The organism is Lactobacillus kitasatonis DSM 16761 = JCM 1039 (assembly GCF_000615285.1).
GTDB classification, from domain to species: domain Bacteria; phylum Bacillota; class Bacilli; order Lactobacillales; family Lactobacillaceae; genus Lactobacillus; species Lactobacillus kitasatonis.
On the sequence record NZ_BALU01000009.1, the window covers coordinates 1 to 17,439 of the forward strand.

General features: G+C 37.4%; 19 protein-coding genes, 4 pseudogenes and 2 other annotated features. Of the genes and pseudogenes, 20 read left to right on the plus strand and 3 right to left on the minus strand.

Going from position 1 to position 17,439, the window contains the following annotated elements:
- Window positions 1–32: 32 nt before the first annotated feature.
- The 8 genes and pseudogenes from JCM1039_RS06575 (at window position 33) to rplT (ending at window position 4,892) form a co-directional block, all read left to right on the plus strand.
- Complete coding sequence (locus JCM1039_RS06575; protein ID WP_025015153.1) at window positions 33–260, plus strand: hypothetical protein; 228 nt, start codon at window positions 33–35, stop codon at window positions 258–260.
- A gap of 164 nt (window positions 261–424) precedes the next feature.
- Window positions 425–859, plus strand: a complete 435-nt coding sequence (locus JCM1039_RS06580) for a LytTR family DNA-binding domain-containing protein (RefSeq protein WP_025015154.1) — start codon at window positions 425–427, stop codon at window positions 857–859.
- Window positions 856–1,293, plus strand: coding sequence for a DUF3021 domain-containing protein (locus JCM1039_RS06585; protein WP_025015155.1), 438 nt, complete (start codon window positions 856–858; stop codon window positions 1,291–1,293). Before JCM1039_RS06580 ends, JCM1039_RS06585 begins: the two co-directional genes overlap by 4 nt.
- A 36-nt stretch (window positions 1,294–1,329) precedes the next feature.
- Window positions 1,330–2,256, plus strand: coding sequence for an ABC transporter ATP-binding protein (locus tag JCM1039_RS06590; RefSeq protein ID WP_005719918.1), 927 nt, complete (start codon window positions 1,330–1,332; stop codon window positions 2,254–2,256).
- Window positions 2,253–3,016, plus strand: a pseudogene (locus JCM1039_RS10990) (ABC transporter permease). The gene JCM1039_RS06590 and the pseudogene JCM1039_RS10990 overlap by 4 nt, the downstream one beginning before the upstream one ends.
- A gap of 584 nt (window positions 3,017–3,600) precedes the next feature.
- Window positions 3,601–3,712 (plus strand) — a sequence feature (ribosomal protein L20 leader region).
- Between the two features lie 27 nt (window positions 3,713–3,739).
- Window positions 3,740–4,266, plus strand: a pseudogene (gene infC / locus JCM1039_RS11000) (translation initiation factor IF-3).
- A gap of 28 nt (window positions 4,267–4,294) precedes the next feature.
- The gene (gene rpmI, locus JCM1039_RS06610) at window positions 4,295–4,495 is read left to right on the plus strand and encodes a 50S ribosomal protein L35 (RefSeq protein ID WP_013642294.1); all 201 of its coding nucleotides are present in this window, start codon (window positions 4,295–4,297) and stop codon (window positions 4,493–4,495) included.
- A 40-nt stretch (window positions 4,496–4,535) separates the two neighbouring features.
- Window positions 4,536–4,892: a 50S ribosomal protein L20 gene (gene rplT, locus JCM1039_RS06615; protein WP_003627118.1), complete on the plus strand. Its 357-nt coding sequence runs from the start codon at window positions 4,536–4,538 to the stop codon at window positions 4,890–4,892.
- A 51-nt stretch (window positions 4,893–4,943) separates the two neighbouring features.
- Here rplT and add read toward each other — a convergent pair whose 3' ends face one another.
- Window positions 4,944–5,945, minus strand: coding sequence for an adenosine deaminase (gene add, locus JCM1039_RS06620; RefSeq protein WP_025015156.1), 1,002 nt, complete (start codon window positions 5,943–5,945; stop codon window positions 4,944–4,946).
- Window positions 5,946–6,090: 145 nt separating this feature from the next.
- Here add and JCM1039_RS06625 point away from each other — a divergent pair, with 145 nt between their 5' ends.
- From JCM1039_RS06625 to JCM1039_RS11005, 9 genes and pseudogenes are all read left to right on the plus strand, one after another.
- A complete protein-coding gene (locus JCM1039_RS06625; RefSeq protein ID WP_025015157.1) occupies window positions 6,091–6,615 on the plus strand; it encodes a YqeG family HAD IIIA-type phosphatase in 525 nt (174 codons plus the stop codon).
- A complete protein-coding gene (gene yqeH / locus JCM1039_RS06630) occupies window positions 6,608–7,717 on the plus strand; it encodes a ribosome biogenesis GTPase YqeH (protein ID WP_025015158.1) in 1,110 nt (369 codons plus the stop codon). Before JCM1039_RS06625 ends, yqeH begins: the two co-directional genes overlap by 8 nt.
- 10 nt (window positions 7,718–7,727) lie before the next feature.
- Window positions 7,728–8,381: a nicotinate-nucleotide adenylyltransferase gene (locus JCM1039_RS06635; RefSeq protein ID WP_025015159.1), complete on the plus strand. Its 654-nt coding sequence runs from the start codon at window positions 7,728–7,730 to the stop codon at window positions 8,379–8,381.
- Window positions 8,362–8,955: a bis(5'-nucleosyl)-tetraphosphatase (symmetrical) YqeK gene (gene yqeK, locus JCM1039_RS06640; RefSeq protein WP_025015160.1), complete on the plus strand. Its 594-nt coding sequence runs from the start codon at window positions 8,362–8,364 to the stop codon at window positions 8,953–8,955. Before JCM1039_RS06635 ends, yqeK begins: the two co-directional genes overlap by 20 nt.
- 20 nt (window positions 8,956–8,975) lie before the next feature.
- Complete coding sequence (gene rsfS / locus JCM1039_RS06645) at window positions 8,976–9,323, plus strand: ribosome silencing factor (protein WP_025015161.1); 348 nt, start codon at window positions 8,976–8,978, stop codon at window positions 9,321–9,323.
- Window positions 9,324–9,328: 5 nt separating this feature from the next.
- Window positions 9,329–10,480 (plus strand): nucleotidyltransferase, encoded by a 1,152-nt coding sequence (locus JCM1039_RS06650; RefSeq protein ID WP_025015162.1) that lies wholly within the window; start codon window positions 9,329–9,331, stop codon window positions 10,478–10,480.
- Between the two features lies 1 nt (window position 10,481).
- Window positions 10,482–11,039 carry a DUF177 domain-containing protein gene (locus JCM1039_RS06655; RefSeq protein WP_025015163.1) on the plus strand — a complete coding sequence of 186 codons (558 nt, stop codon included), beginning with the start codon at window positions 10,482–10,484 and terminating at the stop codon, window positions 11,037–11,039.
- 156 nt (window positions 11,040–11,195) lie between these two features.
- A complete protein-coding gene (locus JCM1039_RS06660; protein WP_013438395.1) occupies window positions 11,196–11,912 on the plus strand; it encodes a response regulator transcription factor in 717 nt (238 codons plus the stop codon).
- Window positions 11,890–13,475: pseudogene (locus JCM1039_RS11005) on the plus strand (HAMP domain-containing sensor histidine kinase). The gene JCM1039_RS06660 and the pseudogene JCM1039_RS11005 overlap by 23 nt, the downstream one beginning before the upstream one ends.
- 45 nt (window positions 13,476–13,520) lie before the next feature.
- Here JCM1039_RS11005 and yidC read toward each other — a convergent pair.
- Window positions 13,521–14,489 carry a membrane protein insertase YidC gene (gene yidC / locus JCM1039_RS06670; RefSeq protein ID WP_025015164.1) on the minus strand — a complete coding sequence of 323 codons (969 nt, stop codon included), beginning with the start codon at window positions 14,487–14,489 and terminating at the stop codon, window positions 13,521–13,523.
- A gap of 40 nt (window positions 14,490–14,529) precedes the next feature.
- Window positions 14,530–14,802, minus strand: a complete 273-nt coding sequence (locus JCM1039_RS06675; protein ID WP_025015165.1) for an acylphosphatase — start codon at window positions 14,800–14,802, stop codon at window positions 14,530–14,532.
- 90 nt (window positions 14,803–14,892) lie between these two features.
- Between JCM1039_RS06675 and JCM1039_RS11010 the strand changes: the two are divergent.
- From JCM1039_RS11010 to pheS, 3 genes and pseudogenes are all read left to right on the plus strand, one after another.
- Window positions 14,893–15,659: pseudogene (locus JCM1039_RS11010) on the plus strand (TrmH family RNA methyltransferase).
- Window positions 15,660–15,751: 92 nt separating this feature from the next.
- Complete coding sequence (locus JCM1039_RS06685) at window positions 15,752–16,102, plus strand: winged helix-turn-helix transcriptional regulator (protein WP_025015166.1); 351 nt, start codon at window positions 15,752–15,754, stop codon at window positions 16,100–16,102.
- Window positions 16,103–16,140: 38 nt separating this feature from the next.
- Window positions 16,141–16,348: a binding site (T-box leader), on the plus strand.
- Between the two features lie 38 nt (window positions 16,349–16,386).
- A complete protein-coding gene (gene pheS, locus JCM1039_RS06690) occupies window positions 16,387–17,436 on the plus strand; it encodes a phenylalanine--tRNA ligase subunit alpha (protein WP_025015167.1) in 1,050 nt (349 codons plus the stop codon).
- The last annotated feature ends 3 nt before the right edge of the window (window positions 17,437–17,439 follow it).

The window sequence follows — 17,439 nt, forward strand, 5'->3', positions numbered from 1 at the left end:
GAATTTTTATTATTTATTTGGAGGAGTATGATATGAAGAAACGTTTCAAATTAGCTGCTATTTTTGTGGCTGAAATGTTCGCAGTTGCCCCTGTTGTTGGTATGGCAGAAACATCAACTACTGTTTCAGCTGATGCTGACATCATGCAACAATACACTTTTAATGACTCGGGTTTGGACTTTACTCCTACTTTAAAGGTTTATATTGCTAAGGGTCACAAATTCACCACCAGTAAAGAAACTGTTTACAAGGCAAAATAATTAGGATTAATTCCGAAAATATAAAGCTGTTAGATTTACCGTGGTCTAGCAGCTTTTTTGATGCAAAAAATACCACTCACCGTTAAATTTAGACCATTCACCTGAATTTAATAATTTAACGAAAATAAGCAGGTATACTAATAATCAATCAAGGAGGGATGCAATTGAAAGTTAAATTGAATATCGATCCAAGTTTACCAGAAGAAAAAGCTGAATTTTGGTTAAAGAAAATGACTGCTAGATTTGAACGGATTACTAAAGAGTTAAATTCGGAGCAGGATTTTCTTTGGTGCTATCGAGATGGGGATGCCTATGAAATTAATTTTTCTCAAATCTATGCAATTCAAATAGAAAATGAAAAAACAATGATTTGTACTCAAAATCAAAAATATGTTTATAGAGGCAGATTGTATCAAGTACAAAGTGTTCTACCTAACGATTTTATAATGATTTCTAGAGGTGCTATTGTTAATTATCATTTTATTGATCATCTAGAAATTATAAATACAGGCAATATTGATGCGCTTTTGGAGAATGGACTAAGAGTACAAGTTTCTCGTAGAAGAATAAAGGATTTAAAAGAGAGGCTAGGATTATGAAAAATATTAAAGATCTTTTATATAACGGTCTGATTAGTGGACTGATTGGTATTGGTATCGGTACGATCTGGATAGCTATGAATTTCTTGTTTTCACTAAATGGTCAAAATCCTGCAACAGCGAAGATATATTTGACGACCTTTCTTTTTTGGACGATTATTTCTTTTCTCATTGGTATTTTCTTTTATCTAGCTAGCTGGATTTTTAATAGTGAAAAATGGTCATTGAAAAAACAAATTTTTATTAACTTCTTCGTCTGTTTTATTGCATGGTTCTTGTTAAACCTCCTAATTGATAATTTTAGTATTTCACTAAAGATGGTTATTAGAGTAACAGTTGATTTTATTATTATGTACGCTATTGCATACAGTGGATATTTTTTACATTTATGGAACACTGTTAGACGAATAAATGCAAAGTTAAAGGAAAAATAGAATACCATAATTAAAAAATGAAAGAGGTACCCTTGCATGACTTTATTATCTGTAAATAATATTTCAAAAACATATCAAAAAGCACATAAAAAGGCAGTATCTGATGTTTCATTTAATGTTGATAGTGGTGATATTGTTGCCTTCTTAGGTCCTAATGGTGCAGGAAAAACTACAACATTAAAAATGATTCTTAATTTAGTTAGTCCTGATAAAGGAACGGTTGTATTCGACGGAAAAGATGTAACTCACAACAATCTCTTTTTATTGAAAAACACTGGCGTTTTATTAGAAGGATCTAGAAATATGTATTGGGCCTTATCACCAATGGAAAATTTTGTTTATTGGGGTGGCCAACGTGGTTTAAGCAAGAAAGAGGCAGAAAAAAGAGGAGAAACTTTCCTCAAACAGTTTGGTCTGTTGGATAAGAAATATACCTCTATTACCAGATTGAGTAGAGGTATGCAGCAAGTTGTGGGAATTTGCTGTGCTATGATTGCCGAACCAAAGCTTTTAATTTTAGATGAGCCAACTTTAGGTTTGGATCTTAATGCTACTCAAATAATGATTAAGAGTCTGAATATGTTATCCGCCAATGGAGTAGGGATTCTAGTTACTACACATCAAATGGAATTTGCTCAAGAGATAGCTAATAAAATTTTATTAATCAATCATGGTAAACTTGTCTTTTCTAATAGTATAAAAGATAGTTTGAAGAAGCTGAATAAACAAGAAATTTTTGAAGTGCATTTCACCCAAGAACTTACCGCCTCAGAAAAAGAGGATATACTTGCAAGCTGTGAACTTACAAAGAAGACTGACGGAGTTTATCGTTTGGGTGTTAAACCGCAAGCATCTCTTTCACAAGTACTTAAACTATTGAGTGAATTACCAATAAGTAGTATACAAACTGTGACTAGAGGATTAGATGAAATTTTTAAGTACTACACGGAGAAGGAAAAATGATAAGTTTTAAAGCTGAATTTTGGCGTCAATTCTATTTATATAAGAGATACCTCTTCAATTATATTTCAGAATTTTTCTTATTAATTTTAATGTTTATGGCTATTTTTTGGGGCGGTAGCTTGTAGGAGGTGGCGTTTTAGGAAAATCATTGAATGCCCTAGTAGTTGGATATGTTTTGTGGAGTTTAATTGAAAACACTATTAGCCAAATGGGATCAACAGTGATGAATAATGCCAAAAGTGGTATTTTAGAACAACAATATCTTATGCCAATTTCTTCTAGAAGATTATTTTTAAATAAAAGTATTGCAAATATTGTTGTGGCATTCGTCCAAGCAATTTTAATTCTGATAGCAGTAATGGCAATTTCTGATCACTGGATTAGTTTTCCAGTAATAATGATTGTTCCATTTATATTAGCTTTACTAACTACAGTGGGATTAGGCTATTTAATTGTTAGCTTAGTTTTACGTTTTAAAAGAATTGGCAGTACCTTAGTGATTTTTCAATATATTTACTTAGGTATACTACTAGTTAATTTTGAAAACTGCTCCAATCTTACAAAATGCTTATCTTGTTTATTGCCAATTTGTCCAATGGTTAGTTGGATGAGATTAGCAGTTAACAATCGACCATACAATTTAGCGTTTTATTTAAGCGAATCTATCTTTAATACCGTATTATGGTTGATTATTGGATTGCTAGTATTTAATTTAGCTGATAAATATGTAAAGAAAAATGGGACTTTATCTTTTTATTGATTTTAGTTGCTAATAAATTCATTCATCCCTGAAAAGTGATTCTTGCCCACAAAAATTCCAAGGAATAACTTCTACTTATGCATTGTTCTGTGGTAGGAACGCTGTAAAGTTTGTGGCTGCAGCTTGGGTAAATAATAACGATCTTCATGTTTAAAAATAGGGCAAAAATTGCTCTATTTTTAGCTCCCATTAGAATTTTCCGTGGCATAATTGACGTATAAATTTGAAAGGGAGATATAAAAAATGAAGAAAAAAGTTTTATCATTTATTGCCGCTTTTTTAGTTGTTTTAGGTTTGGCTAGCGTTCATGCAAACACAGCAAATGCTGCTAGTTAGGGTGCTACCAAACTTTTCACCACACCTAAGAATACGCGTGGTGTTTGGTAACACAAAGAAGCTGGTAAAGTTATTAGAAATAAAATTACTGCACATACTATTAACGGCCTCAAGGTTTATAAGGTATTAAGGGGTAAAGAAGCAGATAAGTGGGATAAAAGGATAAGAAATTAGCCAAATAATTTAATTCAGAAAAGATAATAATTTTATTGACGGAAAAGGGCTAAACGCGTATAATACAACTAGTTGAGAACAAGAAGAAGCTCCCGCTTCTCGCCTAAGTTAAATTAACCTCTGGGCTGATCGATATTTTCTGTTGATTAAAGGCGGGTGATACTTATCCCGCCCTTTTTCTTGTCCTCGAAATTAACACGGAGGTGAACAGTTATACCAAAAAGTTTAATCTTAAACGATAAAATTCGCGCACGCGAAGTTCGTTTAATTGATGAGGATGGTAAGCAAGTTGGCGTCATGAACAAGATGGAAGCTTACGTCGCGCAAGCGATGCTGGTCTTGACCTTGTTTTGATTTCACCAAATGCCAAGCCACCTGTAGCACGTATCATGGACTACGGTAAGTACCGCTTCGAACAACAAAAGAAGCTTAAGGAATCCCGTAAGAAGTCCAAGACAGTTAGTGTCAAAGAAATTCGCTTGAGTCCAACAATTGAAGGCAATGACTTCGAAACGAAGTTGAAGCACGTTCGTAAGTTTGTTTCTAAAGAAGGAGCTAAGGTTCGTGTATCAATCCGCTTTAGAGGTCGTGCCATCACTCATAAGGAATTAGGTCAACAAGTACTTGAGAAGATGGCTGAATCAACTTCCGATATTGCTAATGTAATTAGCAAGCCTAAGATGGAAGGTCGTTCAATGTTCTTAATGCTCGCACCTAAGAGTGAAAAGGACAAAAAATAAAAAGTAGTTAATTGGAGGAAATAGAAATATGCCAAAGATGAAAACACACCGCGCTTCTGCTAAGCGTTTTAAGAGAACTGCAAATGGTGGTTTAAAGCGTCACCACGCATTTACTGGCCACCGTTTCCACGGTAAGACTAAGAAGCAACGTCGCCACTTGAGAAAAGCTGCTATGGTTTCAAGCAGTGATATGAAGCGTATCAAGCAAATGGTTGCTCAAATGCACTAATTATTTGTTCTTGAAAAGACTATAGTAGGAGGAAATTTAAATGCCAAGAGTTAAAGGTGGAATTGTAACACGTAAACGTCGTAAGAAGGTCATGAAGCTTGCCAAGGGTTACCGTGGCGCAAAGCACATGCAATTTAAGGCTGCAAGCACTCAATTATTCGTTTCATACAAGTACGCATTCCGCGACCGTAGAAGACGTAAGAGTGAATTCAGAAAGTTATGGATTGCTCGTATCAACGCAGCTGCAAGACAAAACGACATCTCATATTCTAAGTTAATGCACGGCTTGAAGTTAGCTGGTGTTGACATGAACCGTAAGATGTTAGCTGATATTGCTTACAACGATTCAAAGACTTTTGCACAATTAGCAGAAACTGCTAAGAAGGCATTGAACTAATTAGTTCAAAAATAGAGGCCAGGAAAATTATTCCTGACCTCTATTTTTTTACTATTTTTGAATTAAAGCTCTTAACCTGATTTTTTCATCTGGTGTTGTAAATGCCGCATCAACTGCATTTAGATAAAGCGTCGTTTCTTCTGCTGGCGTTAAATTGGTTTGTTGCTCGAGTAACTTATATTCATGCGGTAAATTAGTATTTGAAACCGTCATATCGTCAGAATTCAGGGTAACTTTCATCCCTTTATGCAGCAATTTTTTAATCGGATAAGAATCAATCTGATCGAATGCTTTAGTGTTCATGTTGGAAGTAGCACAGCATTCAAGCACGATCTGCTTTTTAATTAATTCCTGCGTTAACTCTGGGGCCTCAGTGCAACGAATGCCGTGACCAATTCTTTTGGCACCCATGGCCAGGGCTTGGCGAATAGAATCGGGACCGTCTGCTTCACCAGCATGGATCGTGTAGGGCACGCCAAGTTTTTGTGCCTCATCGAAGAAAGATTTATATTTGATATTAGGGATCGGACCTTCGGCACCAGCTAGATCGATACCTACCACGCCTTTACCTAAAAACTTTTTGGCGAGTTTGACTGTTTCCATATTTTCTTTTTGATTATCAGCAAATCTCATCAAACAAAGAATTAACCCAGCGTGTAATTCGGGCAAGTTCCGTTCTTCTTTTTGATCAGCCAAAAATTTATTTAACCCAGCAATTGCGGCTTTAATTGCGTCTTCTTGGGTTAATCCTTTTTTCGTATGAAGTTGCGGCGCAAAACGAATTTCTGCATAGACCAACCCTTGCTCTTTTAATTCAGTCAGTAAATCATAAACAATCGTTTCAAGATCGTGCCTTGTCTGCATTAGTTTGTTAGGTATGGCAAACTTCTCTAAAAATTGTTCCAAACTTTTGCAGCTGGAGTCAACAGATAGCTCTTGACGTAATTCTTGATCAGTAGGAATGGGTATATCATGTTCTCGCATCAATTTTTTAACTGTAGCAACAGGTACTGAGCCATCTAGGTGAAGGTGCAAATCGATAAACTTTCTCATTTTTCTCCCTTTCTGATTTTTTGATGAAAATAAAATAGGTTAAATTGTTTAGTATTGTATCACTTTTTGCTAAGAATGAAACAAAAGTTTCTAATACAAACGCATTTTTGATATCATAGAGAGTGATAAAAAATGGAGAGTTTATATGTTATTTAGACCAAAATATACAATAAATACTATTTATAATCTGGACCCCCAGAAATTGAATGAGATGGGAATAAAAGCAGTTTTTTCAGACCTAGATAACACGCTTCTTGCTTGGAATAAGTTTGAAACTGCCAAAGAGATGGACAAATTAAACAAGCAATTGGCCAAGGCTAACATTAAGCTGGTCGTAATTTCGAATAATAATGCTCAACGTGTAGGGAAAGTGCTCAATCCTTACCACATTGATTTTGTTTCTGCGGCACGCAAGCCATTGCCGTTTGCAATAACACGTAAACGCGAAGAAATGCATTTGCAAAAGGATCAAGTAATGATGGTGGGTGATCAGCTGATAACCGATATGCAAGCCGGAAATTTGGCTGGAGTTGAGACGGTATTGGTTAAGCCACTGGTTGAAACAGATAAGTGGAACACCAGAATTAATCGATTCTTTGAAAAGATCATCTTTTTCTTTCTTGGTTTATCGCATCGAGTAACATTTAAGGAGACTTTGCAAAATGGATGAGGATATTATTTGTATTGGTTGTGGGGCAGTGCTCCAATCCGATGATCCTAAAAAAGCGGGCTACTTGCCTAAGAGCGCACTAGACAAAGCAAGAAATGAAGAAAACGCAGAAGTTTACTGCCAACGTTGCTTCAGATTGCGTCACTACAATGAGATCATGCCAGTCGATTTAAACAACGATGATTTCTTGGCATTGCTTAACTCACTTTCTGAAAAGAAGGCTTTGATTGTTAACGTTGTTGACTTGTTCGACTTCTCAAACTCACTTTTGTCATCACTAAAGCGTTTTGTCGGCAATAACGATTTTATTTTAGTCGGTAACAAGTTTGATCTTTTCCCTAAGAATTCTAGACAAAGCAAAATCAAAGATTGGATGAGACAAGAAGCTAACCGCATGGGTCTTTATCCTAAAGAAATTTTCTTGGTTTCTGCTAAGAGAAAGGTCAATCTTGAAAGTTTGATTGCTTACATTAATAAACAATCACAAGATAAAGACGTTTATTTTGTAGGAACTACCAATGTTGGTAAGTCTACTTTGATCAACGCTATCATTGACATGATGGGTGATATTCAAGATTTGATTACCACTTCACGTTTTCCTGGCACTACTTTAGATCGAATCGAAATTCCACTTGAAAATGGTCACTTTTTGATCGACACACCAGGGATTATGACTGATAATCAATTGGCTACTCACTTAAATGCTAAGGACTTGGAATTAATCTCACCAAAGAAGCCGCTCAAGCCAGCTACTTACCAGCTTATGCCTGGTAACACCTTATTCTTAGCCGGACTTGGACGAATCGATTATTTAAAAGGCGAGTCAACTAGTTTTACTGTTTATGTAGCGCGCGATATGTACGTTCACCGCACTAAGACGGCCAACGCTGATGCCTTTTATGAAAAGCATGTTGGTGAATTGCTTGCTCCACCTGCTAAGGATGATAAGTTGCCTGCACTTAAGGGTCAGGAATATCGAACTGAATACAAGAGTGATCTTTTATTTGGTGGGATCGGTTTTGTGACCGTTCCAGAGGGATGCGTTGTTAAGACTTACACGCCAGATGGTATTGGTTTAGGAATTCGTCGTGCATTGATTTAGAGGTTTTCGTATGGTAAATCCAAAATGTATTGAAAAAGCACCTGCTGCTGAAGTTAAAGCTCAATTAGAACGTGAAAATGTTAAAGGCCGTCAAATCGGCATTATGGGCGGTACTTTTAATCCTGTCCATATTGCTCACTTGGTTGCGGCCGAACAAGCAATGACTAAATTGCGTTTGGATGAGGTTTGGTTTATGCCAGATAATATTCCACCTCACAAGAATGCACCATTAACATCAGCTAAAGATAGAGCGACGATGTTAGATTTGGCAACTCGTGATAATCCTAAGTTTAGGGTTAAATTGCTTGAATTGTTCCGTGGCGGCGTTTCTTATACTGTAGATACAATGCGCTACTTAAAGGAAAAAGCACCACAGAACAATTACTATTTAATCATGGGAAGCGACCAAGTTAACAGCTTCCATACTTGGAAAGAAGCACCAACTTTGGCTAAAATGGTTACGCTGGTCGGAATTCGTCGCCCTGGCTATCCACAAGATCCGCAATATCCAATGATTTGGGTAGATGCGCCAGATATTCGTCTGAGTTCTACTGCAATTCGTCGCTCAGTGGCAACTGGCACTTCAATTAGATACTTGGTACCAGAACCAGTTAGACAATATATTGAAGAAAAGGGGCTTTACCTTGACGAAACTAACATTTAAAAAGACCTATTCACCATTATCTAGTGATGAAATTATTGCTAAAGAAAAAGCTAACATGGACAAAAAGAGATTTAAGCACTGTGTTCGCGTTAGTGAAACTGCTCGTAAATTAGCAAAGTTGAACCACTATGATGAAGATAAGGCAGTACTTGCTGGATTTGTACATGATTATGCCAAACAAGTTCCCATTGAAGAATACCGTAAAGTAATTAAGGAACAAGACTTTGACAAGGATTTGCTTAATTGGAATCGTGCAATTTGGCACGGTATCGTCGGGACTTACTTTATCGAACACGATTTAAAGATTAGAGATCCCGAAATTTTGACAGCCGTTCGTCGTCACACTACAGGTGATACTGAGATGACTACATTAGATAAGATCGTCTTCATGGCTGATTATATTGAACCTGGTCGTGATTTCGATGGTGTCGAAGAAGCGCGCAAAATTACTTATGCCAACCTTGATGAAGGTGTTGGCTACCAATTGGCTCACACCTTAGAGTTTTTAGTTGAAAAGAGAAATAGAATTTATCCACGCACTATAGAAGCATATAATGTTTGGAGTGCAAAATAATAAAAATAAGGAGAAAAAATTTGACTAGTCAAGAAATTTTAGATTTTACAACAAAAGCAATTAGCGATCGTCACGGTGAAGATACCGAAGCGTATGATATGCGCGGTATCAGTATTTTAGCTGACTACTATGTAATCACTAGTGCAGGTTTCAACCGTCAACTTCACGCTATCGTTAACTCAATCGTTGATGAAGCTCACCAAAATAACTACACTGACTACCGTATTGAAGGTACTAGAGACTCTAACTGGCTCTTAGTAGACTTAGGCGACGTAGTAGTTAACATCTTTACCAAGGAAGCACGTGAGTTTTACAACCTTGAAAAGCTCTGGGCTAACGGTAAACGCGTTGAATTAAAGGAAGACTAATAAAAATGAGCGTTGTGGGGATTATTTCAGAATTTAATCCTTTCCATAGTGGTCACGAATTTTTGTTAAATCAGGCACGTTTAATTGCTAAAAATGATCCGATTGTAGTTATTATGTCAGGCAATTACGTCCAACGTGGCGAAATGGCGATCATGAGCAAATGGGAGCGAGCTAAAGCTGCCTTGCAATCAGGTGCTGATTTAGTATTTGAAACGCCTTTTTCTACAGCGGTTGAACCGGCTGATTTATTCTCATTAGGCAATATTGAACAATTGTCTAAGTTAGGCGTTACCGATTTAGTATTTGGGGTTGAAGATGCCAATTTGAATTTTGCTTACCTTGGTAGCAAAATTGCAGAAATTCCCCAAAATCATATGGACTTTAAGGATTATAGTCAGACCTATTCAACTCAATATAATCAAATGGTAGCCCGAGAAGTAGGCCATGAAATTAATCAACCTAATGCCATTTTAGGTTTAGCCTATGCTGTGGCAAACCACAATTTGGGCTCACCTTTAAAATTGCATCCCATCAATCGAATCGGTGCGGGTCACGACGATTTATTGCAGCGTAGCAGCGTAGTACAAAGTGCCAGTGCAATTCGAAACCTGCTTTTGCATGGCGAAGATACCAGCAATTTGAAGTACTGGATGCCTAAAGCAGAAGCCGCAACTTTGAGCAAGCAAAAAATATATCCTAACTGGAACTTGCTATATCCATTTTTGAAGTACCGCATTGAATCTTCTTCAGTTGAAGAATTGCGTCAGATTTATCAAATGAGTGAAGGACTTGAGTATAAGATGAAGCAAGAGATTCACTTGTCACGTGATTTCACTGAATTCTTGCGTAGAATCAAGTCCAAGCGGTATACTTATTCTCGTTTGCGTCGTTTGAGCTTGTATACATTATTGAATGTAACTCAAGATGATATGATTGCTAGTTTTAATCATGAATCGTTGATGTTACTTGGCTTTAGCAAAATTGGACGTAAATTTTTAAAAAATAACCGTAAGAATTTCCAAACGGAAATTATTTCTAAAGTTGATAAAAGAAGTGCAAAGGATGGTTCTCTTGCACTTCAAGTTAGAACTGATCGTTTATTTGAACAAATAATGGGGGTTGACCAAAACTTTGGCCGGCGTCCAATCGAGGTGTAATATGTTAGAAATTAGTTTTTCTAAAATAAAGAATGCTTCTGAGCCACTTACTCATATTGAACGTGATGTAGAGATGCGCCCAGAATTTTTCAAGCGAAGTAAGGAACTTTTGATTGATGCAAAAAACGTGCATCTATCCGGAGATTTGTTCTATCAAGAACCATTTGTGACCGGCAATTTTTATATAACAGCTGACTTAACAGTTCCATCTAGTAGAAGCTTAAAACCGGTTGCTTATCATGAAGATTTTACTTTTGTAGAAAACTACATTGATCGCAAACCTACAAAAGAAGAATTAGAAGATAATGACACAATTGTGCAAGTAGATAATGATGTTATCGATCTGCAAACTGCTGTTGAAGATAACATGTTGCTGAATATTCCAACTACTATTTTGACACCGGAAGAAAAGGAAAAGAATATTTTCCCAGAAGGTAATGGCTGGGAAGTTATCTCTGAATCTGCCTTTGATGAAGGAAAGAAGAATCAAGTTAACCCAGCTTTCGCAAAGCTGAAAGTATTGCTTGATAATAAAGATGACAAAAACGATAAAAAATAGTAACAAAATTATCGAAACAATCAAAGAAATTTAACTTTGATTGTTTTTTAATCTTGTTTTGAAGTGATATTTAAAGTATCCTTTAATTATACAAACATTTTTTAATTAATTTATTAGTAATAAAGAACAAATTGATCTATGAGGAACTGAGATAACATGGCAAAAATTCTTATTATTGAAGATGAAAAGAACTTGGCTCGCTTTGTAGAGCTTGAATTACAACATGAAAATTATGAAACTGTAGTAGAAAATAACGGTCGTAAAGGTTTAGACGATGCCCTTTCCCAAGATTTTGATGCAATTTTGCTTGACTTAATGCTTCCAGATTTGAACGGTTTGGAAATTGCACGTCGTGTACGTCAAGTTAAGACTACTCCTATCATTATGATGACTGCGCGTGATTCCGTAATTGATCGTGTATCAGGCTTGGATCACGGTGCTGATGACTATATCGTTAAGCCATTTGCTATTGAAGAACTTCTTGCACGTTTACGTGCCGTTTTGCGCCGTGTAAAGATTGAAAAGGATGCTTCTAAAGTAACTGTTGCTAAGCAAAAGATCGTTAAGTTCAAGGACTTGACTATTGAAACTGCCAACAGAATTGTTCACCGTGGTGATGGTAAGGCAATTGATTTGACTAAACGTGAATACAACTTGCTTATGACGTTGATCGAAAACAAGAACAACGTTGTTAGTCGTGATCAATTGTTAAACAAGATTTGGGGACCTGAATCAAACATTGAAACTAATGTTGTAGAAGTTTACGTTCGTTATTTACGTAACAAGATCGATGTACCAGGTCAACCATCTTACATCAAGACAGTACGTGGTACTGGATACATGGTAAGAGATGAAGATGATGATCAAGAATAAAAGAGATAGAGCTAAAGAGACCAAGCATTCATCGCTAGTTGTACGATGGGTAAGTATCGTTGCACTGACGATTACGGTCTCTTTTGTCTTATTTTCAGTTGTGGTTTATCAAATTGTAAGTAAGCAATCGATGAACCAGCAGGAAGAAACTTCCAACAATGTAGTGGTTACGCTTGAGCGGACGTTAAGTTCGATTCCAGATGAGTTGGAGATTTCGAATGTCATTCCGTCGCTATCGCCATCTACAAGGCGAATCTTGAACGGCGGTCCTGCCATTAGCAGCAAAGATACGCGGAACAATGCCTTTAGCGACAACCTGATTTCGTTAATATCCAATCCTGATATTAACGTAGCTGTCTACAATCGGCATAACGAGGTTGTCTTTGCCAATGGTGATACGACGCCAAAGTTTAGTCCTTTTAAGGGTAATCGCAGGGTAGTACAGGTTAAACGAAATAATAAAACGACTCTAGTCACCTACCAAAAGGTGTACTCGGCCGTTAATAATAAATTGACTGGGTATGTGGTTGTCTCAAATAAAATGACGTATTACAACCATTTGATGAGCAACTTGCTGCACTGGATGCTGATTATTTCGCTGATTGCAATTATCTTCTTTGTGGCTATTTCATATGTCTTGGTAGTCAATGTTGTTAGACCGATTAAGACAATGTCTAAAGTGGCTAAGGAAGTTAATGCTGATCCAAATAGTGAGGCCAGAATTAAGCCGCTTAATCGTGACGATGAATTAGCAGAGCTGGCCAGTTCTATCAACCAGATGCTGGATCGGATGCAGAGTTATATTGAACAGCAAAAGCAGTTTGTTGGGGATGTTTCTCACGAATTGCGGACCCCTGTTGCCGTAATTGAAGGACACTTAAACATGCTGGAGCGGTGGGGCAAGGATGACCCGCAAATTTTGGATGAATCAATCAAGCCTCATTGCAAGAAGCCGATCGAATGAAGCACCTGATCCAAGAAATGCTTGATTTAACTAGAGCTGAACAAATTGATGTGCAATATCCATATGAAATAACTAACGTCAATGAAGTAGTACGAAGAGTTGTTTCTGATTTGGCAATGGTTCACCCTGACTTTAAGATTCAGCTTGATGAGGATGACTTGCCTGATGATACTGAGATTCAAATGTATCACGGTCACCTTGAACAACTATTGGTCATTTTGATCGATAATGGTATTAAATACTCAACGGATCGTAAGCAGATCAATGTTTCTGCCGGTGTAACCAAAAAAGAAGTCAGCATCATGGTGCAAGACTTCGGTGAAGGTATTTCACCAGAAGATCAAAAGAAGATCTTTAATCGCTTCTATAGAGTGGACAAGGCCAGAACCCGTGAAAAGGGCGGTAATGGTTTAGGTTTATCAATCGCTCAAAAATTAGTTGATAGTTATAAGGGCGAAATCAGTGTTGAATCTGTAGAAGGACAAGGCAGTCAATTTAAGATGGTCTTCCCAGTTCTTTCTAAAAAGCGTGCCGCTAAATTACGAAAGATTGAAGCAGAAAAACATAAAAATGATGTGCCAGATGGCATTTTAAAGTAAAAAAATAGGACCTGGAATTTTCCAGATCCTTTTTTTGTATCTTAATTATTTTCTTCTTTGTTGCTTACCCTTGTTGCGGTTACGTAAATCTTGGTGCAATTCTTTCTTAGCTTCGGTATTAGCAGTATTGCTTTCGCCGCTAGGATTGAATAAAGCATCAACCTTTTCTTTGGTAACAACTACTTCAACCGGCTTTTCCTTTAATTCTTCAGCCACGTGTTGCTTAACCTTAGGGGTGAGGACGAAGGTGACGATTAATTGTTGGATAATCATTACCAAGTTACCTGCGGCCCAGTATAAAGCTAACGCACCTGAGAATGACAAACTGAAGAATAAAGTCATAATTGGGTTAACGATCATCATCGATTGCATTGTCTTCTTTTGTTCTTCAGGGATGCCGATCAATGAGATGTAACCTTGAATAACTGTGAAGACAGTCGCAATGATAGCCAAAACTACTGATTTTTGACTAAGGGAGATGCCAAAGAATGTTGAGTGCGCTAATTGTGGTGAGTAAAATACCGCTTGGTAAATTCCCCACATAATAGGCAACTGAATAATCAAAGGCAAGCATCCCATACCGCCAGTCAAAGAAACTTGGTTCTTTGAATATAGCTCTCTTTGCCAACCTGATAAGGTCATTTGTTGGTCAGGGGTAATTCCCTTATGCTTCATTGCAGCTTGAATGAGCTTCATTTGTGGCTGCAGACGAGCCATTTTTTCTTGTTGGCGTACGCTCTTATTTTGTTGCACAAGCATAAGAGGCATCAAAATAAGACGAACGACAAAAGTAATGATCACGATACCCCAGCCAGCGCCATTTTCGCCGCCGATCATGTGGGCAGTTTGGATCATAATGTTTTGCAAGGGACGACCTAACCATTGGTAAACCCAACCGTAGATTCCGCTGTGGGGAGCCACATTAGGGTTATTGGTAGCGCCACATGCACTCAATACAAGAGCAGCGACTACTAAGAGTGCCAATACTCCTGTATATCTCTTAATTTTTTTCATTAAAATAATCACCACTTAGTTTCTATTAAAAAATGTATCTCTAATATAATACATTAAAGGTATGCATTTTTTCCACATTTGAGGCTAATTCTTGGTCAATGTTTTCAATATGAGCAAAACCTGATGCAGATGGCAATTTTTCAATAAAGCGATCAAGCTCGCTAGGTTCGCCTTGGATGTAAATAGTTACGGTGCCGTCTGAATTATTTCTTACTGTGCCGGGGATGCCCATTTTATTGGCCAGCATTTGTGTGCTCCAGCGAAAACCTACGCCTTGAACTAAACCCGAAACAACTAATTTTCTAGTTTCCATAGTGAATGCCTCGTTTTCAATTAATTTATCTTTTTTCTATATACAATTATCCATTATAATGGGGACAGAAGCAAAAAGGAGCAGAGAATTATGCAACAAATTAGTTCAGTTAATAATGCAACAATTAAAAAATTAGCTAAATTAAAGCAAAAGAAATATCGTGATGAAGAAAACCGCTACTTAATTGAAGGGTTTCACTTGTTTGAAGAAGCTGTTAAAGCAGGCAAGAAATATCAATATGTCTTAGGAACAGAAGAAGCTCTTGATCAAGTAAACGAAGACTACGATATTGATTTAGATGGCAAAAACGTAATTTTAATCAATAAAGCAATTGCCCGTCATTTGAGCAGCACTAAGAATTCACAAGAAATCTTCATGGTACTTAAGATCGATCAACCTAAGGAATTTCCATTTAATTATGGTAAATGGGTCTTGCTTGATAATTTAGCTGATCCAGGCAATGTTGGTACGATCATTAGAACTGCCGATGCCGCTGGTTTTGATGGCGTGGTTTTGTCACCAGAAAGTGCTGACTTATACAATCCTAAGACGCAACGCGCTATGCAAGGAAGTCAATTCCACATTGATTTGATTAAGCGCGACTTAGCAGACGTCATCACTGATTTCCAAGATTCTGCAATTCCTGTTTATGCCAGCATGCTTGATAAATCAGCTAAGCAATTGCAAGACTTTGAGAAGGTGCCACAACTTGCTTTAATTATCGGTAACGAAGCACATGGCGTAAGCGAAGCTATTGCTAGTTAAGTGATGAAAAGCTCTATATTCCAATCAAAGGCAAGGCAGAATCATTGAATGCGGCTGTGGCTGCCGGTATTATGATTTACCACTTTGCTTAATACTTGTAATTAGTAAGTACTTTCTCTATAATAGATAAGAAAATATATTAATATTTTTATTGGAATTATACCAATGAATAGGGGAGATACTTATGCAAGAAGTTAAAGAAAAAAAGGAGTCAACTCCTTGTAAACCGGAGGATTATGAATTGTGTGGTCACTTTATCAATGCCTTTCGAATTATTGGTAAAAAGTGGAATGGCTTAATCATTAGCTCATTGTGCAACACAGAAGATATGCGCTTTAAGGATCTGGCTCGCTGCATTGAAGCTTGTTCAGATAGAGTTTTAGTTGAACGCTTGAAGGAACTTGAAAAAGACGATATCGTAAAGCGTACTGTCAACCAAGACACAGGCATTATTTCCTATAGCTTGACCGAAAAGGGGGCTGAACTTAAGCCAGTCTTTGATCAAGTTCATGATTGGGCAGATAAGTGGGCCTAAGGGCTTGCAAGAATTCCAAAAAAGAAATATTATATTAGGTAATTACTAAGATCAAGACTAGTAACAATATTGGCTTCTAAAAAGAGAGTCTTCTTTAACAAGCTGAAAGAGAAGATAGAAGAACAGTTGTGAATTTCATCTTGGGAGTAGAATCTAACCCATTCCGGTATTTCACCGTTAACGAAAACTTAAGTGTGGACATACTATGTCCAAACTAGGGTGGTACCGCGAAGCTTCGTCCCTATTAGGGACGGAGCTTTTTTGTTTTTGAAAGGAAAGAATTAATGGACTTATTTGATAAGTTAAAAGAGCTTCATGAAGAAGGACTCAAGCAAATCAATAAAGCTACTGACGAGCAAACTTTAAATAAGGTAAGAGTTGAGCTTGTTGGTCGTAAAGGTGAATTAACCAAAATTTTGCACTCAATGCGTGATGTTGCACCAGAAGACAGACGTAAAGTCGGTCAAAAGGTTAACCAATTGCGTGACTTGTTCAATGCGCAATTAGATGCAGCCAAGGAAGATATTGTTAAAGCTGTTTTAGCTAAGCGTCTTGAAGACGAAAGAATTGACGTTACTTTGCCAGGTCGCGAAGGCCACTTAGGTTCAAAGCACCCAATCAACATCATCTTGGATGACCTTGAAAGTTACTTCATTGGTATGGGCTACAAGGTTGTACAAGGTCCAGAAATTGAAACAGACCACTACTGTTTCGAAATGATGAACTTGCCAAAAGATCACCCAGCACGTGATATGCAAGCTACTTTCTACATTGACGATGAAGATTTGCTTAGAAGTCAAACTTCAGGTGACCAAGCTCGTGTCCTTGAAAAGCATGACTTCTCAAGAGGCCCACTTAAGATGGTTGGTCCTGGTAAGGTTTACCGTCGTGATGATGACGATGCAACTCACTCACACCAATTCATGCAAATGGAAGGTTTAGTTGTCGATAAGAACGTAACCATGAGTGATTTGAAGGGTACTCTTGAAATGATCGCTAAGCACGTCTTCGGTCAAGATAGAGCAACTCGTCTTCGTCCAAGTTACTTCCCATTCACCGAACCATCAGTTGAAATGGACGTATCTTGCTTCAACTGTAACGGCAAGGGTTGTCCTATTTGTAAATACACTGGCTGGATCGAAGTATTAGGTGCCGGTATGGTTCACCCTAATGTTTTGGAAAGTGCTGGCGTTGACTCAAACGTTTACGGTGGTTTCGCCTTCGGTGTAGGACTTGATCGTTTTGCAATTTTGAAATACGGCATTGACGACATCCGTGACTTCTACACTAACGATGTTCGTTTCTTAGAGCAATTCCGCAAGGAGGAAAAATAATAG

What these genes read in the sequence shown, in the direction of transcription:
- JCM1039_RS06575 (WP_025015153.1), top strand. Translation starts at nt 33, where the DNA reads ATGAAGAAACGTTTCAAATTAGCTGCTATTTTTGTGGCTGAAATGTTC.
- JCM1039_RS06585 (WP_025015155.1), top strand. Translation starts at nt 856, where the DNA reads ATGAAAAATATTAAAGATCTTTTATATAACGGTCTGATTAGTGGACTG.
- JCM1039_RS06590 (WP_005719918.1), top strand. Translation starts at nt 1,330, where the DNA reads ATGACTTTATTATCTGTAAATAATATTTCAAAAACATATCAAAAAGCA.
- rpmI (WP_013642294.1), top strand. Translation starts at nt 4,295, where the DNA reads ATGCCAAAGATGAAAACACACCGCGCTTCTGCTAAGCGTTTTAAGAGA.
- rplT (WP_003627118.1), top strand. Translation starts at nt 4,536, where the DNA reads ATGCCAAGAGTTAAAGGTGGAATTGTAACACGTAAACGTCGTAAGAAG.
- add (WP_025015156.1), bottom strand. Translation starts at nt 5,945, where the DNA reads ATGAGAAAGTTTATCGATTTGCACCTTCACCTAGATGGCTCAGTACCT.
- JCM1039_RS06625 (WP_025015157.1), top strand. Translation starts at nt 6,091, where the DNA reads ATGTTATTTAGACCAAAATATACAATAAATACTATTTATAATCTGGAC.
- yqeH (WP_025015158.1), top strand. Translation starts at nt 6,608, where the DNA reads ATGGATGAGGATATTATTTGTATTGGTTGTGGGGCAGTGCTCCAATCC.
- JCM1039_RS06635 (WP_025015159.1), top strand. Translation starts at nt 7,728, where the DNA reads ATGGTAAATCCAAAATGTATTGAAAAAGCACCTGCTGCTGAAGTTAAA.
- JCM1039_RS06650 (WP_025015162.1), top strand. Translation starts at nt 9,329, where the DNA reads ATGAGCGTTGTGGGGATTATTTCAGAATTTAATCCTTTCCATAGTGGT.
- JCM1039_RS06655 (WP_025015163.1), top strand. Translation starts at nt 10,482, where the DNA reads ATGTTAGAAATTAGTTTTTCTAAAATAAAGAATGCTTCTGAGCCACTT.
- JCM1039_RS06660 (WP_013438395.1), top strand. Translation starts at nt 11,196, where the DNA reads ATGGCAAAAATTCTTATTATTGAAGATGAAAAGAACTTGGCTCGCTTT.
- yidC (WP_025015164.1), bottom strand. Translation starts at nt 14,489, where the DNA reads ATGAAAAAAATTAAGAGATATACAGGAGTATTGGCACTCTTAGTAGTC.
- JCM1039_RS06675 (WP_025015165.1), bottom strand. Translation starts at nt 14,802, where the DNA reads ATGGAAACTAGAAAATTAGTTGTTTCGGGTTTAGTTCAAGGCGTAGGT.
- JCM1039_RS06685 (WP_025015166.1), top strand. Translation starts at nt 15,752, where the DNA reads ATGCAAGAAGTTAAAGAAAAAAAGGAGTCAACTCCTTGTAAACCGGAG.
- pheS (WP_025015167.1), top strand. Translation starts at nt 16,387, where the DNA reads ATGGACTTATTTGATAAGTTAAAAGAGCTTCATGAAGAAGGACTCAAG.